We start from the raw sequence: 15,957 nt of genomic DNA on the forward strand, positions 1-15,957 counted from the left end.
AATGACTTTTTCGGAAGAAAACTATTTAAAGACCATTTACCATATCACATCATCGTCGGGAACCGAGGTGAGCACGAATGCCATTGCTGAAAAAATGGAAACCAAGGCTTCATCCGTTACCGATATGCTGAAGAAATTGGCGGATAAGGAATTAATTGTTTATCAAAAATATAAAGGTGTTATATTGACAGATAAAGGAAGCCATTTGGCCAAAATGATTGTGAGGAAGCATCGTTTGTGGGAAGTTTTTTTGGTAGATAAATTGCACTTTCCCTGGGATGAGGTTCATGATATAGCCGAACAATTGGAACATATCAAATCGGAAAAACTGATTAATAAATTAGACGATTTCCTGGGAAATCCAACCGAAGACCCACACGGAGATCCGATTCCGGATTCAAGCGGGCTTATCAAAAAATCCAATAAGTTATTGCTTTCGGAAGTGGAGCTGAATAAGGAATATCGTTGCATTGGAGTTAAGGATTCCTCTTCTGACTTTTTAAAATATTTAGACAAGCAGAAGATTTCTTTGGGTTCGACTTTTGTAGTGAAGGAAAGGGAAAATTTTGACGATACTTTACTGGTTGAAGTCAATTCGAGAAAAGTTACCATCTCCAATAAAATAGCCAATAACCTATTTGTTCACTAAATAACGAATTGTCATGAAGAATCTTTTTGCCATCATAGCCCTAATTTTCAGTCTTTCAGCTTTTTCGCAAAGCGAAGTTAAGATTACGCCAAAAAAATGCATGCCTAAAAAAGGATACCACTTAAGATTGGAAAAGGTTTTCGACGATTCACGTTGTCCCGAAGGTGTGAGCTGTGTTTGGGCTGGCGAGGTTTCGGCAATAATCAGGGTATATAAGGACAGGAAGTTTATGGAATCAAAAACACTGAAATTCAATCCAAAAAACACGGCTGAAAACATTAATTGGTTTTCGAATTATTATTCAAAAAAGATAAAATCAGTAGCCGTTTTTCCGTACCCAAAGAATGGAGTGACCGTTAAAGCCAAAAAGAAATTCATCGGAATAACATTTGAAAATTAATGACAGCCACAATCGTCATCGCCACAATTTTTCTTTGATTTCCTTTTCCAAAAAAACTTTCGGATTATAAAAGCCAAAGCTGCAGCCACGGTGAGATAAACCAAAATTTCCTGTGTTCCCATCATTTCAAGAATTGATACGCAATCAGCGCAGTTATATAGGCAAATCCACTCATGAAAATTAATTGTACCATAGGCCATTTCCAGGAATTGGTTTCCTTTTTCGTCACAGCAAGCGTGCTCGCACATTGCATCGCGAAAGCATAGAATAACAGTAAGGAAACGCCCGTCGCAAAGTTGAATATCTTGCTTCCGTCCGGATGGACATCTGCCTGCATTTTACTTTTTATGGTGCTGTCGTCATCATTGTTTTCTACGCTGTAAATTGTGGCCAATGTTCCAACAAAGACTTCACGAGCTGCGAAAGAGGTAACTACGGCAATCCCAATTTTCCAGTCATAACCCAAAGGCTTTATCACGGGTTCGATGGATTTTCCAATGATTCCAATAAAGGAATTTTCCAATTTATACGTCCCAACTTCGCTTTCCAATTGTTTTTGATCCAGCGTTATGCCTTTGTTTTTTGCATTCTCAGCAACTATTTTTTCGGCATTGCCAAACGATGCATTCGGACTATGCGAACCCAAAAACCACAGGATTATTGATATGGCCAAAATGATTTTTCCGGCGCCAAAGACAAATGATTTTGTTTTTTCAATTACGTTAATCGCAACATTTTTGAACAACGGTAATTTATAGTTTGGCATCTCAACAACAAAATACGATTTGGCTTTAAACTTCAGGATTTTGTTGAGGATGAAAGCTGAAAAAATAGCCATTCCAAAACCTAAAAGATACAAAATCATCAATGTTGCGCCTTGCAGGCTAAAGATTCCCAAAATCCTTTTTTCGGGAATTATTAAAGCAATCAAAATGGCGTAAACCGGCAAACGCGCCGAACAGGTTATAAAAGGTGTGACCAAAATTGTAATCAGCCGTTCTTTCCAGTTTTCAATGTTTCGCGCACTCATGATTGCCGGAATGGCACAGGCAGTTCCCGAAATTAAAGGGACAACGCTTTTTCCTGAAAGTCCGTAACGGCGCATGATTTTATCCATCAGGAAAACAACACGGCTCATGTAACCACTTTCCTCGAGTACCGAAATAAAGAGGAAAAGAAACGCAATCTGCGGTATGAAAATCACGATTCCGCCAATTCCGGGAATGATTCCGTCAGTAATTAGATTGGTAAATTCTCCAGCCGGAAGCTTGTTTTTTGCGTAAGAAGCCAAATCGGCAAAACTAGCATCGATAAAATCCATAGGATAACTCGACCAGTCAAAAATCGATTGGAAAATCAACAGCAGTATAGCAAAGAAAATCAGGTAGCCAAATATTTTATGGGTCAGGATTTTGTCCAGTTTCGAACGCAAATCCGTTGCATTTTCCTTGTCAATGGTCAATCCAACTTTCAAAGTGTCGTTGATGAATTGATACCGTTTGATGGTTTCCTTTTGCTGTAGGCGCTTTAATTCGGAATGCGATTTTGTAAATTGATTTGGAATTTCGTTACGCTCCAGATTGAGGAAATTTACATCCTGCGTAATCACCAGCCAAAGTTTGTACAACAACTGATCGGGAAAGGCATGGCGTAATTTGTCAAAATAGTCCACATCAATGCTCGAGGCATTTAAACAAGGCTCCGTCGACAATGATTTGTAATCCACAATCTGATTTTTCAAATCCTCAATTCCAATTCCTTGTCGTGTGCTGACCAAAACAATCTTTGTTTTCAATTGTTCTTCAAGATGGGTAATGTTCAGCGAAATGCCTTTAGGTTTCATTCGGTCGCTCATGTTGATGACCAGAATCGTTGGGATTTCCAAATCCTTAATCTGTGTAAAAAGCAGTAAATTCCGTTTCAGGTTTTCTACATCTGTAATTACAACAGCAACATCAGGATAGAGTTTGTCGTTCTTATTCAGTAGCAATTCGATGACCACATTTTCATCAATCGAGCTTGCGTTAAGGCTGTAAGTTCCCGGTAAATCAAGAATATTGGCTTTGACATGGTTCGGTAGTTTACAGAAGCCAAGTTTTTTCTCTACCGTAATCCCGGGATAATTCCCAACCTGCTGGTTCAATCCGGTCAATTGGTTGAACACCGAAGTTTTTCCGGTATTTGGGTTTCCAATAAGCGCTACAGTAATGTTTTGAATGCTCATTTTGACTATTTCTCGTGGATTTCAACTTCAATCTCACGAGCTGTTTCCTTTCGAATAGCCAAATGAGAACCATTGTTTACATTCAAATATATGGGATCGCCAAGCGGTGCAATTTGTATCACTTCCAAATCATTATCGGGCAAACATCCCATTTCTAAAAGCTTTAGCGGGATTTTGTCCAAATCAACATTGGTGATTGTTGCCTTGTCTCCAATACGTAATAAATCAACGGTGGTTTTCAATACTTATTTAGATTGAATTAAGATTGTAAAAGTAGTTATTTTAGAATGATAAATGCCAGTTTAACTACTTTTTATCATTTTCACAAAGCCAGTTGATGTCTTCAATAAGACGCTGGATTTCGGCTGGTTTGGTGCCATCATAAAAGCCACGGACACGTTTTTCGGCATCGACCAAAACGAAATTTTCGGTGTGCACCATATCATACAATTCACTTGGTTTGCCCAATTTGACTGCGAGGTATGACTTTCGAGCCATACTGTAGATGTCTTTTTTATCACCGGTAACCAAATTCCATTTGGAGTCTACAACACCTTTTTCCAAAGCATATTTTTTCAAAACCGGAACGCTGTCGATTTCGGGAGTTACCGTATGCGATAAAATCATCACTTTCGGATTATGAAGAAACGCTTTTTGAATATCAACCATATTCGTGGTCATAATCGGACAAATTGATTGACAGGTTGTAAAAAAGAAATCGGCAACATAAATTTTCCCTTCGTAATCTTTTTGGGTAATTGTTTTTCCGTTTTGATTGACAAATGAGAAGTCGGCAATCTTATGTTCGCGTGCAATATATTGAACGGTTGAATCCACCAATTCGGGATTGACATCAGCAGGATTATAGACAGGAAGCGTTTTTTCGGGTTTTAACACATTGTAAAACAACGAAATGGTTATGATGGAAAAAACCAGAAAAGTACCAATGAAAATCCTGTATTTTTTTATGAACTCAAGCATTTATTTTTTTTATTTCATACAATTCGACCTACGGTCTCGAGTGGCAAAAATACAAAAGCAAAACGTTGTTTGTAACATTATCAAAACAATTAAGACATATAATTTTGTTAAAAAAACATTTCTATTCTTAGAAACAATAAATTTGCAATCAACTAAAAATAAGCAACTAATTATGAAGGTTACTACAGTATCAAAAGCATTATTGACGGCTTGTATTTTTACAGGCGCAGTTCAGGTAAATGCTCAGCAAAAAGCACATCCGGACAAATCGGGAAGTGCATCCGTTCAGGTAAATGCGGAGCCAAAAACACAACCAGGGATCAATACTTCCCTGATGGACAAATCGGTAAGCCCAAAAGACAATTTCTTTCAATTTGTAAATGGGACATGGTTAAAAAACACTGCAATTCCTGCAGATAAAACCCGTTGGGGAAGTTTTGATGAATTACGTCAAAACACAGACAAGGATGCTTTGGCTATCTTAAAGGAAGCTGCCAACAACCCAAAATATTCTTCAAGCACAGATCAGGGCAAGGCAATAAGCATGTACAAAGCAGCTATGGATACGGTTGCAAGAAACAAGCAGGGAATCAATCCAATCAAACCTTATCTGGCAAAAATCGATGCGGTTAAAAACATCAAGGATTTGCAGAAATTGATGATGGAACAGGAAGCTAAAGGCGGTGGAGCAGGTTTCTTCGGATTCGGAATTGGAGCTGATGATAAAAACAGCAAGAAAAATTCGGTGACTCTTGGAGCCGGAGGTTTAGGATTGCCAGACAAGGATTACTACATTTCTGATGATAAGGATTCTAAGGAAAAACGCGAAAAATATCAAGCGCACATAGCACGTATGTTGTCATACATTGGTGAAAAACCAGAGCAGGCAAAAGCAGATGCTGAAAAAATCCTCGCTTTTGAAACTGCAATGTCAAGACCAAGATTGGACCGTGTTGAAAGAAGAGATCCAAAAAAACAATACAATCCAACGTCGATTGCCGATTTGCAAAAAATGATGCCTATCGTTGACTGGAAAGGATATTTGAATGGAATTGGTATCACAAAAATTGATACTGTTATCGTTTCCCAACCAAGATATATGGCTGCTTTGCAGACTCTTTTAGCAGAAAACAAAGTCGAAGACTGGAAAGCATACATGCGTTGGAACCTACTAAGAGGTGCAGCAGGACAATTGTCAACAGACATTGAAACGGCTAACTGGGAATTCTACGGAAAAGCATTGACTGGTGCCTTGAAACAAAGACCACGTCACGAAAAAGCACTTCAGGTTGTTAACGGAACAACCGGAGAGGCATTGGGTAAATTGTATGTAGAAAAAATGTTCCCGGCAGAAGCTAAAGACAAAGCATACCGAATGATTAGAAACGTGATGCGTGCGTATGAACTTAGGATTAATAACCTAACCTGGATGTCACCGGAAACTAAGGCTAAGGCAATTGAAAAATTGAACAGCCTTACGATTAAAATAGGTTATCCTGACAAATGGAAAGACTATTCTGCCTTAGAGGTAAAAGGTCCGGAAGAAGGTGGAAGCTATTTTACAAATTTGAAAAATGTTTCAGAATGGAACTGGAAAAAGGATTTGGAAAAGCTAAACAAACCAGTTGACAAAACAGAATGGGGAATGTCGCCACAAACCGTGAATGCCTACTACAATCCTTCGTACAACGAGATTGTTTTCCCGGCTGCAATCCTACAACCACCTTTCTATGATTACAGAGCTGATGAGGCGGTTAATTATGGTGGAATCGGAGCAGTTATCGGACACGAAATCTCACACGGATTTGACGATCAGGGCGCGACTTACGATGCAGAAGGAAACCTAAAAGATTGGTGGACTGCTGATGATTTGAAAAAATTCACAGATTTAGGTTCAGCTTTGGCTGATCAATATTCTGCGTTGGAGCCATTGCCTGGAACCCATGTTGATGGAAAATTCACTTTGGGCGAAAACATTGGAGACTTAGGCGGAATCAATGCTGCTTATGACGGTTTGCAATTGTATCTGAAAGAAAATAAAAACCCTGGACTAATTGATGGTTACACGCCAGAACAAAGATTATTCATTTCATGGGCAACCATCTGGAGAAGTAAAATGCGTGATGAAGCCTTGAAAAACCAAGTGAAAACAGATCCGCACTCGCCGGGAATGTACAGAGGTTATGTGCCTTTGTTAAACTTAGACACTTTCTACAGCGCGTTTGATATCAAACCGGGAGACGGAATGTATATTGAGCCAAGCAAACGAGTTAGAATTTGGTAATCCATTTATAATAAATAAAAAACCTCAAGTTAATCTTGAGGTTTTTTTATGCCTTTCAATAAGCCAACGATACTGATTACGGCCCAGGTTCCTTCGAGGATTACAAACGGCCAAAACCGAATCAGATACGATGAAAAACAGGCAATCGCTCCACCCAAAATATTCAGGATATAAAACAATAATCCGTCTTTTTTGATTAATGAAAATATGTTCAGGAAATACGCAATCAGGATTAGGCTGACGCCAATGGTTCCAATGATATCAGTTGTACTCATAAGTTAGGATATTGAAATTTATAATTTAAGGTTTTTTCGAGAAGGCTGCAGTCGATGATTTTGCCAAACGAAGTCGTTTCCTCTGCAAATCCAGGCAAAGGTAATCCTAATTCAATTGCCTTTTGGATGTAATACTCTTTTCTTGTCGGATGAAACGGCGCCACAGCATTAAACGTTTCGCTCCTGCAATCGAGCTCAATTATTTTTTCTATGATCCCGATACAGTCTGCCTGATGGATTAGATTAACTGGCGCTTTTGGATTTTCTATGTTTTGTTTTCCTGCTAAAAAATGAATCGGATGACGATTTTCGCCTATCAATCCACCAAAACGGATTACCATTGTTTTAAAATCCGAATTGCTTTGCAGAAGCCGTTCAGCTTCCAATAATTGCTTTCCGCTTTCGGTATCAGGCTGAGGTTTTGTTGCTTCTGTAATATCAGAATTGTCATCTCCGTAAACAGAAGTTGAGCTTATAAAAACAACTTTCCTTATAGTTGATTTTTCGATAAACGGAATCAGATTCTGAATCTTTTTTACAAAGTTTTCGCTGGAAACGTTTTTTAATTTTGGTGGAATATCAATAATTAATATTTCTGAATTTTTTAGGAACGAATCCATTCCGCCTGTGATTCTGGATTCGGAAACTTCAATCTGGAAAGCTTCAATTCCGACATCCTTTAAAACGGCGATTTTGTCAGCAGAAGTTGTTGAACCTTTAACTGAAAATCCTTTTCCAATTAATGATTTTGCTAAAGGCAATCCGAGCCAGCCACAACCTAAAATGGAGATTTGCTTCATCTTTTTAAGCTGTCAACTGCAACGCTTAACGTGTCCCTTGACACAAAGCGCCTGTGTAATTCGGGATTTTCCAAAGGGAGCTTTGGTGAAGGCTTGATTTTTTGTTTGATGATCACTGCATCGTTCAGTACGAAAGGCGTTGGAATCATTCCCGATTTTCTGGGGCTCACTTTTACCAAAGGATTCGATAATAAATCAAAGGAAGCTTCCACCAAATCCAAATCGAGTTTTTGCTTATCACTGATTGAAAATTCCAGTTCTAACGGAAGGTTGTCTACCACATAATAGGTCAATAATTTACCGGAAGTTTTCGAAGCGATGTTGCTTTCAAAATCAACCGATTTCACTCCGTTTGCCTTGAAATTATTGATTTGAATATTGTTGTTGGAAAAAATATCGTAACGGTTTACTTTTCGGTTTGGCGTGATTCTTATTTTGTATAAACGTTGATTCCCTTTGAGCGTATCGCGCAAAAATTCAATCGTTGGTTTGACAATGGCAGCCATTGGTGCATCAGCCATGAAAGTATATTGCGAACCGTATTTGCTGTATAATTTGTTCGAATTCAACGAGGAACCATCCTTTGGTTTTTCGCCCAAATAACTTTTGGTCCATTCATCAAGATTGGTATCGTAGGTTGCCCAATTGGTTTTGTTCGAATCAGCATTTAAAATGTAGACCAAACTGTTTGGTTTTGCTTTTCGTGCTGAATAATCCGAAGCCTGGTGTGCTTTTACAAAAAATCCAATCCCGATTACAATAAACACGATTGCCCAAATTCCTTTTTTGGTAAAGGAACCAAAGATTGGAAGCAATAATGTGAATGCCAAAACTGTCAAAACAGAACTTCCAACCAGGATTTTCAATCCCAAACCAATTGGGAACATCTGAATGAAAGGCACTAAAATAATAAGCGTTGGAATCGCCAAAAGACAATTTAGAATCCAACCCGATCTTTGTGTAAGGACATAAAAGCCCAGCATAAATGTGCTGAAAATCACAGGGATTATTAAAAATGCAGCGCCCTGAAGTTTGAAGGCAATTCCAAGATTAATCAGCAGCCAAATGAATAGTGGCGCTATCATTTGACCCATTTCCGGATTTCGTTTACCATCGTTATGGTAAAACAAAAAGCAGACTGCCAGCGTTAAACTCACAAATGCATAAATATAATCATGCCCATTATAAGTGAAGCCCTGTAGTATGTCATTGTATTGTGGATAAACACTTTTCAAAACCGTCCAGCCAACATAAGTGATTAATCCCCCTACAACCAGTGAACCCAAAAGCGGTACAAAGCCTTTGATGATTTCGTCCAAACGCATCGCGCGTTTCCCCAATCCAACAAAAACAAAAATGAAAAACAAGCCAAAAGCCACAATCAGCATCGGAAGGATCCATGCAAAAGGATAACTCACAAAACTAAACGGCACATTAAAATAAATATCGTCATCGGCCGAATTCAAATCGGTTAAATCCGCATTTGAAAAATACTTTAACAATGGAAACAGATAACTCCCCTGATGAGCCAGGGTTTTTGGATCCAGGTTTTGGTAGGTATCCTGAGCCGTATGGTAGTTGAAATGACTGTCGATAAAGGCAAAATTGAATCCCTGGATTTTTCCCTGTTCCCTGAAAACAGTCAAATCGGTATCGTTCGGAAGCATTTTGTAAATGCTGTACATCAGCGAATTGGAAACCGGATAATCAGCATTTCCGGCTTTGAAGGCATCGACCATTTTGGAGTTTCCATCATTGGTCTCCATCAGCATATAACTTGGACCCGAACTTCCACGCGCTTCAAAATTCAACACCAAACCAACATCTTTTGCCATTTTGTGCTCCGTTACAAAAAGTGCAGCACCATTCAGGCCCAATTCTTCGGCATCGGTAAACAGGATGATGATATCGTTTTTATGTGGGGTTTTGGTGTGGAGGAAAGCACGAATGGTTTCGAGTATGGTAGCAACTCCGGAAGCATCATCGCTGGCGCCTTTTGACGAGGAATGTGGCGCAGAATCGTAATGCGAAAGCAATAATAAAGCTTTGGAATTTTTGGAGCCTTTTATCTTGGTAATGATATTTTTGGATTTGACCAAAGTTCCTTTTTCGGTCATGGTGAAACCTTCCTGGAGCGAAGTTTCCAAGCCCAATCCCTCTAATTCCTTTTGGATGTAATTGGCAACAACTTCGTGGTTTTTGGAGCCCACATAATGAGGTTGTTTCGAAATTTCCTTCACCGTTTCCAGAGCCCTTTTAGTCGAAAACTCAGAAAGCGGCGCTTCGGTTTCGTCATAACTTTGGGGCATCATAAAGTAGAAAACGCCAAATAATAATGCAACGAGCACCAGTAGGGAATAAATGGGAGTATAGTTTTTTCTCATTTAAATGTCCTTTTTAACTAACATGTAAAAATCGTTATCCAGAACCATGTATCCTTGATCGTAAATAAAGTAATAGGTATTGCCAGATTTGGTATGCAAAATTGTCGTCATAAAATCAAAGTCAAAACCCCTGTCGCGCAGTTTGGATTTTGTGGTTTTCGATTTCCCCTCAACATTAATCTCAGACAAAATACGGTAATTTTTGCGTAACTTGTTATTTATGTTCCGCATATAATTGGTACTGTCTTTATTTATTTTATTGTTGTAAGCGTTGCGGCATCCATCACCACAGAATTTTTTGTCTTCACGGCCTACAATCCTTTCCCCACATTCCAAACAAACTTTATCCATAATTCTCTTTTTTAGGAGCGAATCGTTCGGGCATTTTTGGTTTCCATTTTCCCGCTGTCCGCTATACTGCGTGCCGCTACCATCGGGGCTATGTGGGATGCGCCTTTTGTGTTTGTCAGCCTTTTCTCAATCAAATATAGTAAAAATATTTCCGTTTACAAATGGTAGCAAACAATTACAACCGAAAGTAAATGCTTAGTTACCGAATAAATTTTGCAAACCGTCACAATTTTGCATCGTTGATTTGAACAAACCCTTTCAACAGCAATAAAAAATAACATTTAAATTTTAAACGCCATGAATGCAATGAGAAACAAAGTACAGTTAATCGGCCACGTAGGACAGGAACCAGAAATCAAAACCTTTGACGGAGGCAGGAAGGCAGCGAACATTACTATCGCTACCAATGATTATTACACCAATGACAAAGGTGAAAAAGTAGAACAAACCGAATGGCATCGTGTAACAGCCTGGGGCAAACTCGCAGAAATCATCGAAAAGTATGTTGACAAAGGAAAGGAAATTGCTGTCGAAGGAAAACTTACTCATAGAAGTTACGACGACAAAGACGGCAACAAACGTTACATCACAGAAGTGGTTGCGAATGATATTTTGCTATTGGGAAAATAAGTAATTCTAAATCAGGCATAAAGCGGTAAAAATTCAAATTTTATCGCTTTTATGCTTATGGATATTGTAAAGATTTAACGTAAAAAGCGCAAAGTTGTCAACACGCAAACGTTTTCGATGACGATTTGAAAATAAATGGTTGATGTTTATTCAACTATTTAGTTACTTTTAAAATGTCAAAAGAAAACAAACCATGAACAAATTAAAATTAGCATTGATTTTAATTGCAGCTACTTGTGCTGTAAATTCTGGTTTGGCACAAGTTGGAATCAACACTACAACACCTTTAAGCACACTCGATATCAACGGGAATCTGACCATTAAGGAAATCGGGATTGTAAATGCAAATGTTGCCGGCTCAGCAACCTTTAATGGCGGTCCGTCAGGAAGTGCAACCCAAATCAATGACGGGGTTTATATTTCACTGACACCTACAGCAGGCAGTGACGAATTCATTTTGCCAAATGCGGTGAACGTTCCGGGAAGGATTTATGTATTGCGGAATATTTCGAATTCAGTGAATGCAAAAATATACACTTTCGGCGGAGCCTTTTATGCAAAAGATTCCAATACGGCTACATGAGCTCCTTTGACAATGCCTTTTAATGCGGTACTGAAAACGGTAATTGTTATCAGCGACGGGATAAATTGGACCTATATTTTTTAATACTAGCCGTTCATCAATTCCTGAAAGCGTTCGATAAAAACGCCAACATCATAACCGTCGATCAAAGCGTGATGCACATGAACTGCCATATTCATAGTTTTGATTCCGTTTTCATCCATCATTTTCCCAAAGGAAATTTTGGGGCAGCTGTCAGGAAAAGTAAAGCTTCGCGCGTGTGAGTAGGATGTAAAATTTACCCAAGGCAAGGCAGAAAAATGAATCAGATTAATTTCAAAATCCCGCGTAATCAATCCGGTTGTTTCCTGTATTCGTGCAATTTCCTTTTTTGTTATATCGGAAAACTCACTAAGGTTTTCAGCATATTCAATTAGCGAAAAACCGAAAGTTTTATCGTCACGAAGGATAGTTGCCGAGGCATCAATCCTGTCAAAAATATACACATGACCATCTATAATCCGATATCTGAAACATTCAATATCATTAACAGCAACAAGCGTTTTATGTAGGTAATAGGTAAAGAACGAAACACCCAATTCTTTTGATTTTGAATAAGCCTTGGTGCAATCAACGGGAACAATAAGCCCAAAAAATGGCTCTTCCATTTGATTGAAATGCTTAAAATGCTCTTTACGGTTCCAATTGTTAAGGTCTAGTTTCTGCTTCACGTTATTTCAATAAAATTTCAAGGACATCCGAAATTTTTTCCATCGTATAAAAATTTGGATGTTCCACAGTATGATTTATTTTTTCGTGCTCCCAGGTCGTGTGAAACGGAATATGCACAGCATAACCACCAATACCCAAAACAGGCAGCACATCTGATTTAAGAGAGTTTCCAATCATGAAAAATTCATTGGGTTCAATTTCCAGACGGTTCAACAGTTTTTGATAATTGATTTCCTGCTTGTCAGACATCACTTCAATATGGTGGAAATAATGACCTAAACCAGAACGGTGCAATTTGCTTTGCTGGTCTTTCAAATCGCCTTTGGTTGCTACTATCAGTTTGTATTTTCCTTTTAAGGCTTCGAGGGTTTCCTCAACACCGTCCAGGATTTCGATAGGTTTTTGAAGAAGTTCTTTCCCGTATTCAATGATTTTCTCGACGATTTCTATAGAAATGGTATTGTTGGATATTTTCATTGCGGCTTCAATCATTGAAAGGATATAACCCTTGATTCCATAACCATACAAATCGAGGTTGGCAATTTCAGTTTTGAATAATTCCTGGGACAGTGTGTGATGAGAAAGGTAATTACTCATCAGCGCACAGAATTTTTCTTCTGTTTCCTGAAAATAAGGTTCGTTTACAAATAAGGTATCGTCGGCGTCGAATGCAATGACTTTTAGATTCATAGGATTTAATTTTGGCAAAAAAACTCCATCATTAGATGGAGTCTTTATATTTTTTCAGCAAGTCAAACATCGGGCAGCGTTTGCAGCGTTTGCTTTCTTTCTTTTTATATTTTTCACAACAGGACGATTTACACTTATCCGCCATTTTGTGGATTTTAAGAAGTGCTTTTTCCTGTTTCTTTTTGGTTTTATGTTTTTCTTTATTACTCAAAACGAGTGGAATTCGGATTAATTAGTATTGCTGATTCCGATAGAACTTTTAACGGTAATTTGTTGAATATCCCTATCAAATAAATACAATCCGCCTTTGTCATCTCCAATCAGGTTAATTTTATCTAAGATGGTTTTTGCCTGGGCTTCTTCTTCAATCTGCTCGGCAACATACCATTGTAAAAAGTTGTGGGTTGCATAATCTTTCTCTTCAAACGTCACATGAACCAATTTATTAATAGAATCTGAAACGAATAACTCATGATTATACAATTCCTCGAACATTTCCTTCATGGTTCCAAAAGTAGTTTTTGGAGCCTTCAAATCCGTAACAAGGGCATGTCCGCCACGTTCGTTGACATACTTTACCAATTTAAGCATGTGCATGCGCTCTTCGTCAGACTGCTTGTACATAAACTGGGCAACGCCTTCCAATCCTTGGTTTTCTGCCCAACAAGCCATCGATAAATAAACCTGAGAAGACTCGGCCTCAATTCGGATTTGCTTGTTCAGTACGGATTCAATATTTTTTGACAACATAATTTTTAATTTTTCATAAAGTTAGAAAATAAATCGCTTTAACATTCTAAGATTAGGTTGTTTTTTAACTAATCAAAGCGCCATTATCAACGCCATCAGCATCCGGATTTACAAAAACCAATTTACCTTCGGCATTATTGGTCATCAAAATCATGCCTTCGCTTTCCACGCCACGCAAAGCCCTTGGTGCCAGATTGAGTAAAACGGTAACGCGTTTTCCAATTACTTCTTCAGGAGAAAAATGTTCGGCAATTCCCGAAACAATAGTCCTCACATCCAAACCAGTATCAACCTTCAAAACTAGAAGTTTATTGGCTTTTGGCATTTTTTCGGCTTCAACAATAGTCCCTACACGCAAATCCAATTTGGCAAAATCCTCAAAAGTAGCGGTAGCTTTTTGTGGTTCTGTTACTTTATCTCCCATCGCATTTGATGTTTTGGTAGCTTCTAATTTGTCAATTTGTTTTTGGATTTCAGCATCTTCAATTTTGGCAAAAAGTAATTCTGCTACACCAATTTTTGTTCCCGGAGAAAGAATCTGTTCAGCGGTTGCCACTTCGTTCCAATCGTTTACTTCTGGCGGACTTGGATGGATGTCGAGCATTTTCCTAAGTTTAGCTGATGTAAAGGGTAAAAACGGTTCAGACAAAACAGCCAAGGCTGTAGCAATTTGTAGTGCAACGAACATTTGCGTTTTTACACGCTCCGGATTTTCCTTAACTAATTTCCAAGGTTCTTCATCAGCAAGATATTTGTTCCCTAAACGGGCAAGATTCATCAACTCGTTCAAAGCTTCCCTAAAACGGTAACGTTCCAACGAGCTCGAAATCACCGCCGGATAGGCACGCATTTCGGCTAATGTCTGAACATCGATATCTGTAAATTCATTCGATTGCGGAACAACTCCTTCATAATATTTATCGGTTAAGACCACTACACGGTTAATGAAGTTTCCAAAAACGGCAACCAACTCATTGTTATTTCTAGCCTGAAAATCCTTCCAGGTAAAATCATTGTCTTTGGTTTCAGGGGCATTTGCTGTAAGAGCGTAACGCAGCACATCCTGTTTTTCAGGGAAATCCTGTAAATATTCATGCAGCCAGACTGCCCAGTTTTTTGAGGTAGAAAGTTTATTCCCTTCCAAATTCAAAAACTCATTTGCCGGAACATTGTCAGGCAGGATAAAAGTCCCTTCCGCTTTTAACATCGCCGGGAAAATAATGCAGTGGAAAACAATATTGTCTTTCCCAATAAAATGAACCAATTTGGTGTCGTCTTTTTTCCAGTAGTCTTCCCAATTTTTTCCTTCGCGTGCTGCCCATTCTTTGGTAGCAGAAATATAGCCAATGGGTGCATCAAACCAAACGTAAAGTTTTTTCCCTTCAGCGCCTTCAACCGGAACGTCAATTCCCCAATCTAAATCACGGGTTACTGCTCTTGGTTCCAGGCCTGCATCAATCCACGATTTTACCTGTCCGTATACATTCGGTTTCCAGTCGTTTTTATGACCAACCAAAATCCAATCCGTTAAAAAATCAGAATAACGATTCAATGGCAAAAACCAGTGTTTTGTTTTTTTCAAAATCGGAGTTTCCCCGGTAATTGTAGATTTTGGATTGATTAAATCTGTCGCATTCAAAGTCGAACCACAACGTTCGCATTGATCGCCATAAGCTTCCGGATTATCACATTTCGGACAGGTTCCGGTAACAAATCGGTCTGCAAGGAATTGATCAGCCTTGGCATCATACAATTGTTCGGTTACCTCTTCGATGAAATCATTATTGTCGTATAACTTTTTGAAAAATTCCTGAGCCGTATCATGGTGGATTTTGGAAGATGTTCTTGAATAATTATCAAAAGAAATCCCAAAATCAATAAAGGACTGGCGAATGATTCCATCGTATTTGTCAATAACCTGTTGCGGTGTTATTCCTTCTTTTTTGGCTTTCATTGAAATCGCAACACCATGCTCGTCGCTTCCGCAGATGAAGGCAACGTCTTTTCCCTGTAATCTTAAATAACGGGCATAAATATCGGATGGCACATAAACGCCTGCTAAATGGCCAATATGGATTGGTCCGTTAGTATAAGGCAAAGCGGCTGTGATGGTATATCTTTTTGGATCTTTTAGCATAATCTCATAAATAGAGTGCAAAAATAAGTTTTTTGCAACGAAATCATAACTTTTGTATCCATTAGTTTAGTAAGAAGATTACGCTTCAGGCATTATCATTATTTTAAA

The 15,957-nt window shown here is 38.6% G+C and carries 17 protein-coding genes; 5 read left to right on the forward strand and 12 right to left on the reverse strand.

Translation table 11 applies throughout. The features are described from left to right. The first annotated feature begins 1 nt into the window (after position 1). Entirely contained in the window at positions 2–649 is a 648-nt protein-coding gene (locus L1S31_RS04655) for a metal-dependent transcriptional regulator (protein WP_236462862.1), read from the forward strand. 13 nt (positions 650–662) lie between these two features. Then, the gene (locus tag L1S31_RS04660; RefSeq protein WP_236462865.1) at positions 663–1,049 is read left to right on the forward strand and encodes a hypothetical protein; all 387 of its coding nucleotides are present in this window, start codon (positions 663–665) and stop codon (positions 1,047–1,049) included. Here the strand turns inward: L1S31_RS04660 and L1S31_RS14935 are convergent. From L1S31_RS14935 to L1S31_RS04680, 4 genes are all read right to left on the reverse strand, one after another. Further along, a complete protein-coding gene (locus tag L1S31_RS14935; protein ID WP_370637857.1) occupies positions 1,046–1,249 on the reverse strand; it encodes a FeoB-associated Cys-rich membrane protein in 204 nt (67 codons plus the stop codon). The two genes, L1S31_RS04660 and L1S31_RS14935, sit on opposite strands and share 4 nt — an antisense overlap. Beyond that, positions 1,171–3,273 carry a ferrous iron transport protein B gene (gene feoB / locus L1S31_RS04670; RefSeq protein ID WP_236462870.1) on the reverse strand — a complete coding sequence of 701 codons (2,103 nt, stop codon included), beginning with the start codon at positions 3,271–3,273 and terminating at the stop codon, positions 1,171–1,173. Before feoB ends, L1S31_RS14935 begins: the two co-directional genes overlap by 79 nt. Positions 3,274–3,278: 5 nt before the next feature. After that, positions 3,279–3,515 (reverse strand): FeoA family protein, encoded by a 237-nt coding sequence (locus L1S31_RS04675; protein ID WP_236462872.1) that lies wholly within the window; start codon positions 3,513–3,515, stop codon positions 3,279–3,281. Between the two features lie 64 nt (positions 3,516–3,579). Next, entirely contained in the window at positions 3,580–4,254 is a 675-nt protein-coding gene (locus tag L1S31_RS04680) for an SCO family protein (protein WP_236462875.1), read from the reverse strand. Positions 4,255–4,426: 172 nt separating this feature from the next. Between L1S31_RS04680 and L1S31_RS04685 the strand changes: the two genes are divergently transcribed. After that, a complete protein-coding gene (locus tag L1S31_RS04685) occupies positions 4,427–6,538 on the forward strand; it encodes a M13 family metallopeptidase (protein WP_236462878.1) in 2,112 nt (703 codons plus the stop codon). A gap of 29 nt (positions 6,539–6,567) precedes the next feature. On the opposite strand, the gene L1S31_RS04690 is transcribed toward L1S31_RS04685, so the two are convergent. Genes L1S31_RS04690 through L1S31_RS04705 form a run of 4 tightly spaced genes read right to left on the reverse strand, consistent with a single transcriptional unit; the run spans position 6,568 to position 10,348 of the window. Further along, positions 6,568–6,813 carry a CBU_0592 family membrane protein gene (locus L1S31_RS04690; RefSeq protein ID WP_236462881.1) on the reverse strand — a complete coding sequence of 82 codons (246 nt, stop codon included), beginning with the start codon at positions 6,811–6,813 and terminating at the stop codon, positions 6,568–6,570. Beyond that, positions 6,810–7,613 (reverse strand): SDR family oxidoreductase, encoded by an 804-nt coding sequence (locus L1S31_RS04695; protein ID WP_236462884.1) that lies wholly within the window; start codon positions 7,611–7,613, stop codon positions 6,810–6,812. Before L1S31_RS04695 ends, L1S31_RS04690 begins: the two co-directional genes overlap by 4 nt. Further along, on the reverse strand, positions 7,610–9,997 hold the full coding sequence (locus L1S31_RS04700) for a M20/M25/M40 family metallo-hydrolase (protein ID WP_236462887.1): 2,388 nt from the start codon (positions 9,995–9,997) through the stop codon (positions 7,610–7,612). Before L1S31_RS04700 ends, L1S31_RS04695 begins: the two co-directional genes overlap by 4 nt. Beyond that, positions 9,998–10,348 (reverse strand): hypothetical protein, encoded by a 351-nt coding sequence (locus L1S31_RS04705; protein ID WP_236462889.1) that lies wholly within the window; start codon positions 10,346–10,348, stop codon positions 9,998–10,000. It abuts the gene before it with no gap. A 297-nt stretch (positions 10,349–10,645) separates the two neighbouring features. Between L1S31_RS04705 and L1S31_RS04710 the strand changes: the two genes are divergently transcribed. Beyond that, a complete protein-coding gene (locus tag L1S31_RS04710; RefSeq protein WP_236462892.1) occupies positions 10,646–10,978 on the forward strand; it encodes a single-stranded DNA-binding protein in 333 nt (110 codons plus the stop codon). A gap of 193 nt (positions 10,979–11,171) precedes the next feature. Next, positions 11,172–11,561, forward strand: a complete 390-nt coding sequence (locus L1S31_RS04715) for a hypothetical protein (protein ID WP_236462895.1) — start codon at positions 11,172–11,174, stop codon at positions 11,559–11,561. An 86-nt stretch (positions 11,562–11,647) separates the two neighbouring features. Here L1S31_RS04715 and L1S31_RS04720 read toward each other — a convergent pair whose 3' ends face one another. The 4 genes from L1S31_RS04720 to metG all read right to left on the reverse strand — a co-directional run bounded on the left by L1S31_RS04720 (position 11,648) and on the right by metG (position 15,849). Continuing rightward, complete coding sequence (locus L1S31_RS04720) at positions 11,648–12,271, reverse strand: CatA-like O-acetyltransferase (RefSeq protein WP_236462897.1); 624 nt, start codon at positions 12,269–12,271, stop codon at positions 11,648–11,650. Position 12,272: 1 nt separating this feature from the next. After that, positions 12,273–12,962 carry an HAD family hydrolase gene (locus tag L1S31_RS04725; RefSeq protein WP_236462900.1) on the reverse strand — a complete coding sequence of 230 codons (690 nt, stop codon included), beginning with the start codon at positions 12,960–12,962 and terminating at the stop codon, positions 12,273–12,275. A 228-nt stretch (positions 12,963–13,190) separates the two neighbouring features. After that, positions 13,191–13,712: a ferritin gene (locus L1S31_RS04735; RefSeq protein WP_236462904.1), complete on the reverse strand. Its 522-nt coding sequence runs from the start codon at positions 13,710–13,712 to the stop codon at positions 13,191–13,193. Between the two features lie 64 nt (positions 13,713–13,776). Then, positions 13,777–15,849 carry a methionine--tRNA ligase gene (gene metG / locus L1S31_RS04740; protein WP_236462907.1) on the reverse strand — a complete coding sequence of 691 codons (2,073 nt, stop codon included), beginning with the start codon at positions 15,847–15,849 and terminating at the stop codon, positions 13,777–13,779. Positions 15,850–15,957 lie beyond the last annotated feature (108 nt).

The sequence above is a fragment of the Flavobacterium wongokense genome (assembly GCF_021608265.1).
Lineage (GTDB): Bacteria > Bacteroidota > Bacteroidia > Flavobacteriales > Flavobacteriaceae > Flavobacterium > Flavobacterium wongokense.

Excerpts from the sequence above, each read along its gene's own strand:
- L1S31_RS04655 (WP_236462862.1), top strand. The coding sequence starts at position 2 with ATGACTTTTTCGGAAGAAAACTATTTAAAGACCATTTACCATATCACA.
- L1S31_RS04660 (WP_236462865.1), top strand. The coding sequence starts at position 663 with ATGAAGAATCTTTTTGCCATCATAGCCCTAATTTTCAGTCTTTCAGCT.
- L1S31_RS14935 (WP_370637857.1), bottom strand. The coding sequence starts at position 1,249 with ATGGCCTATGGTACAATTAATTTTCATGAGTGGATTTGCCTATATAAC.
- feoB (WP_236462870.1), bottom strand. The coding sequence starts at position 3,273 with ATGAGCATTCAAAACATTACTGTAGCGCTTATTGGAAACCCAAATACC.
- L1S31_RS04680 (WP_236462875.1), bottom strand. The coding sequence starts at position 4,254 with ATGCTTGAGTTCATAAAAAAATACAGGATTTTCATTGGTACTTTTCTG.
- L1S31_RS04685 (WP_236462878.1), top strand. The coding sequence starts at position 4,427 with ATGAAGGTTACTACAGTATCAAAAGCATTATTGACGGCTTGTATTTTT.
- L1S31_RS04690 (WP_236462881.1), bottom strand. The coding sequence starts at position 6,813 with ATGAGTACAACTGATATCATTGGAACCATTGGCGTCAGCCTAATCCTG.
- L1S31_RS04695 (WP_236462884.1), bottom strand. The coding sequence starts at position 7,613 with ATGAAGCAAATCTCCATTTTAGGTTGTGGCTGGCTCGGATTGCCTTTA.
- L1S31_RS04700 (WP_236462887.1), bottom strand. The coding sequence starts at position 9,997 with ATGAGAAAAAACTATACTCCCATTTATTCCCTACTGGTGCTCGTTGCA.
- L1S31_RS04705 (WP_236462889.1), bottom strand. The coding sequence starts at position 10,348 with ATGGATAAAGTTTGTTTGGAATGTGGGGAAAGGATTGTAGGCCGTGAA.
- L1S31_RS04710 (WP_236462892.1), top strand. The coding sequence starts at position 10,646 with ATGAATGCAATGAGAAACAAAGTACAGTTAATCGGCCACGTAGGACAG.
- L1S31_RS04715 (WP_236462895.1), top strand. The coding sequence starts at position 11,172 with ATGAACAAATTAAAATTAGCATTGATTTTAATTGCAGCTACTTGTGCT.
- L1S31_RS04725 (WP_236462900.1), bottom strand. The coding sequence starts at position 12,962 with ATGAATCTAAAAGTCATTGCATTCGACGCCGACGATACCTTATTTGTA.
- L1S31_RS04735 (WP_236462904.1), bottom strand. The coding sequence starts at position 13,712 with ATGTTGTCAAAAAATATTGAATCCGTACTGAACAAGCAAATCCGAATT.
- metG (WP_236462907.1), bottom strand. The coding sequence starts at position 15,849 with ATGCTAAAAGATCCAAAAAGATATACCATCACAGCCGCTTTGCCTTAT.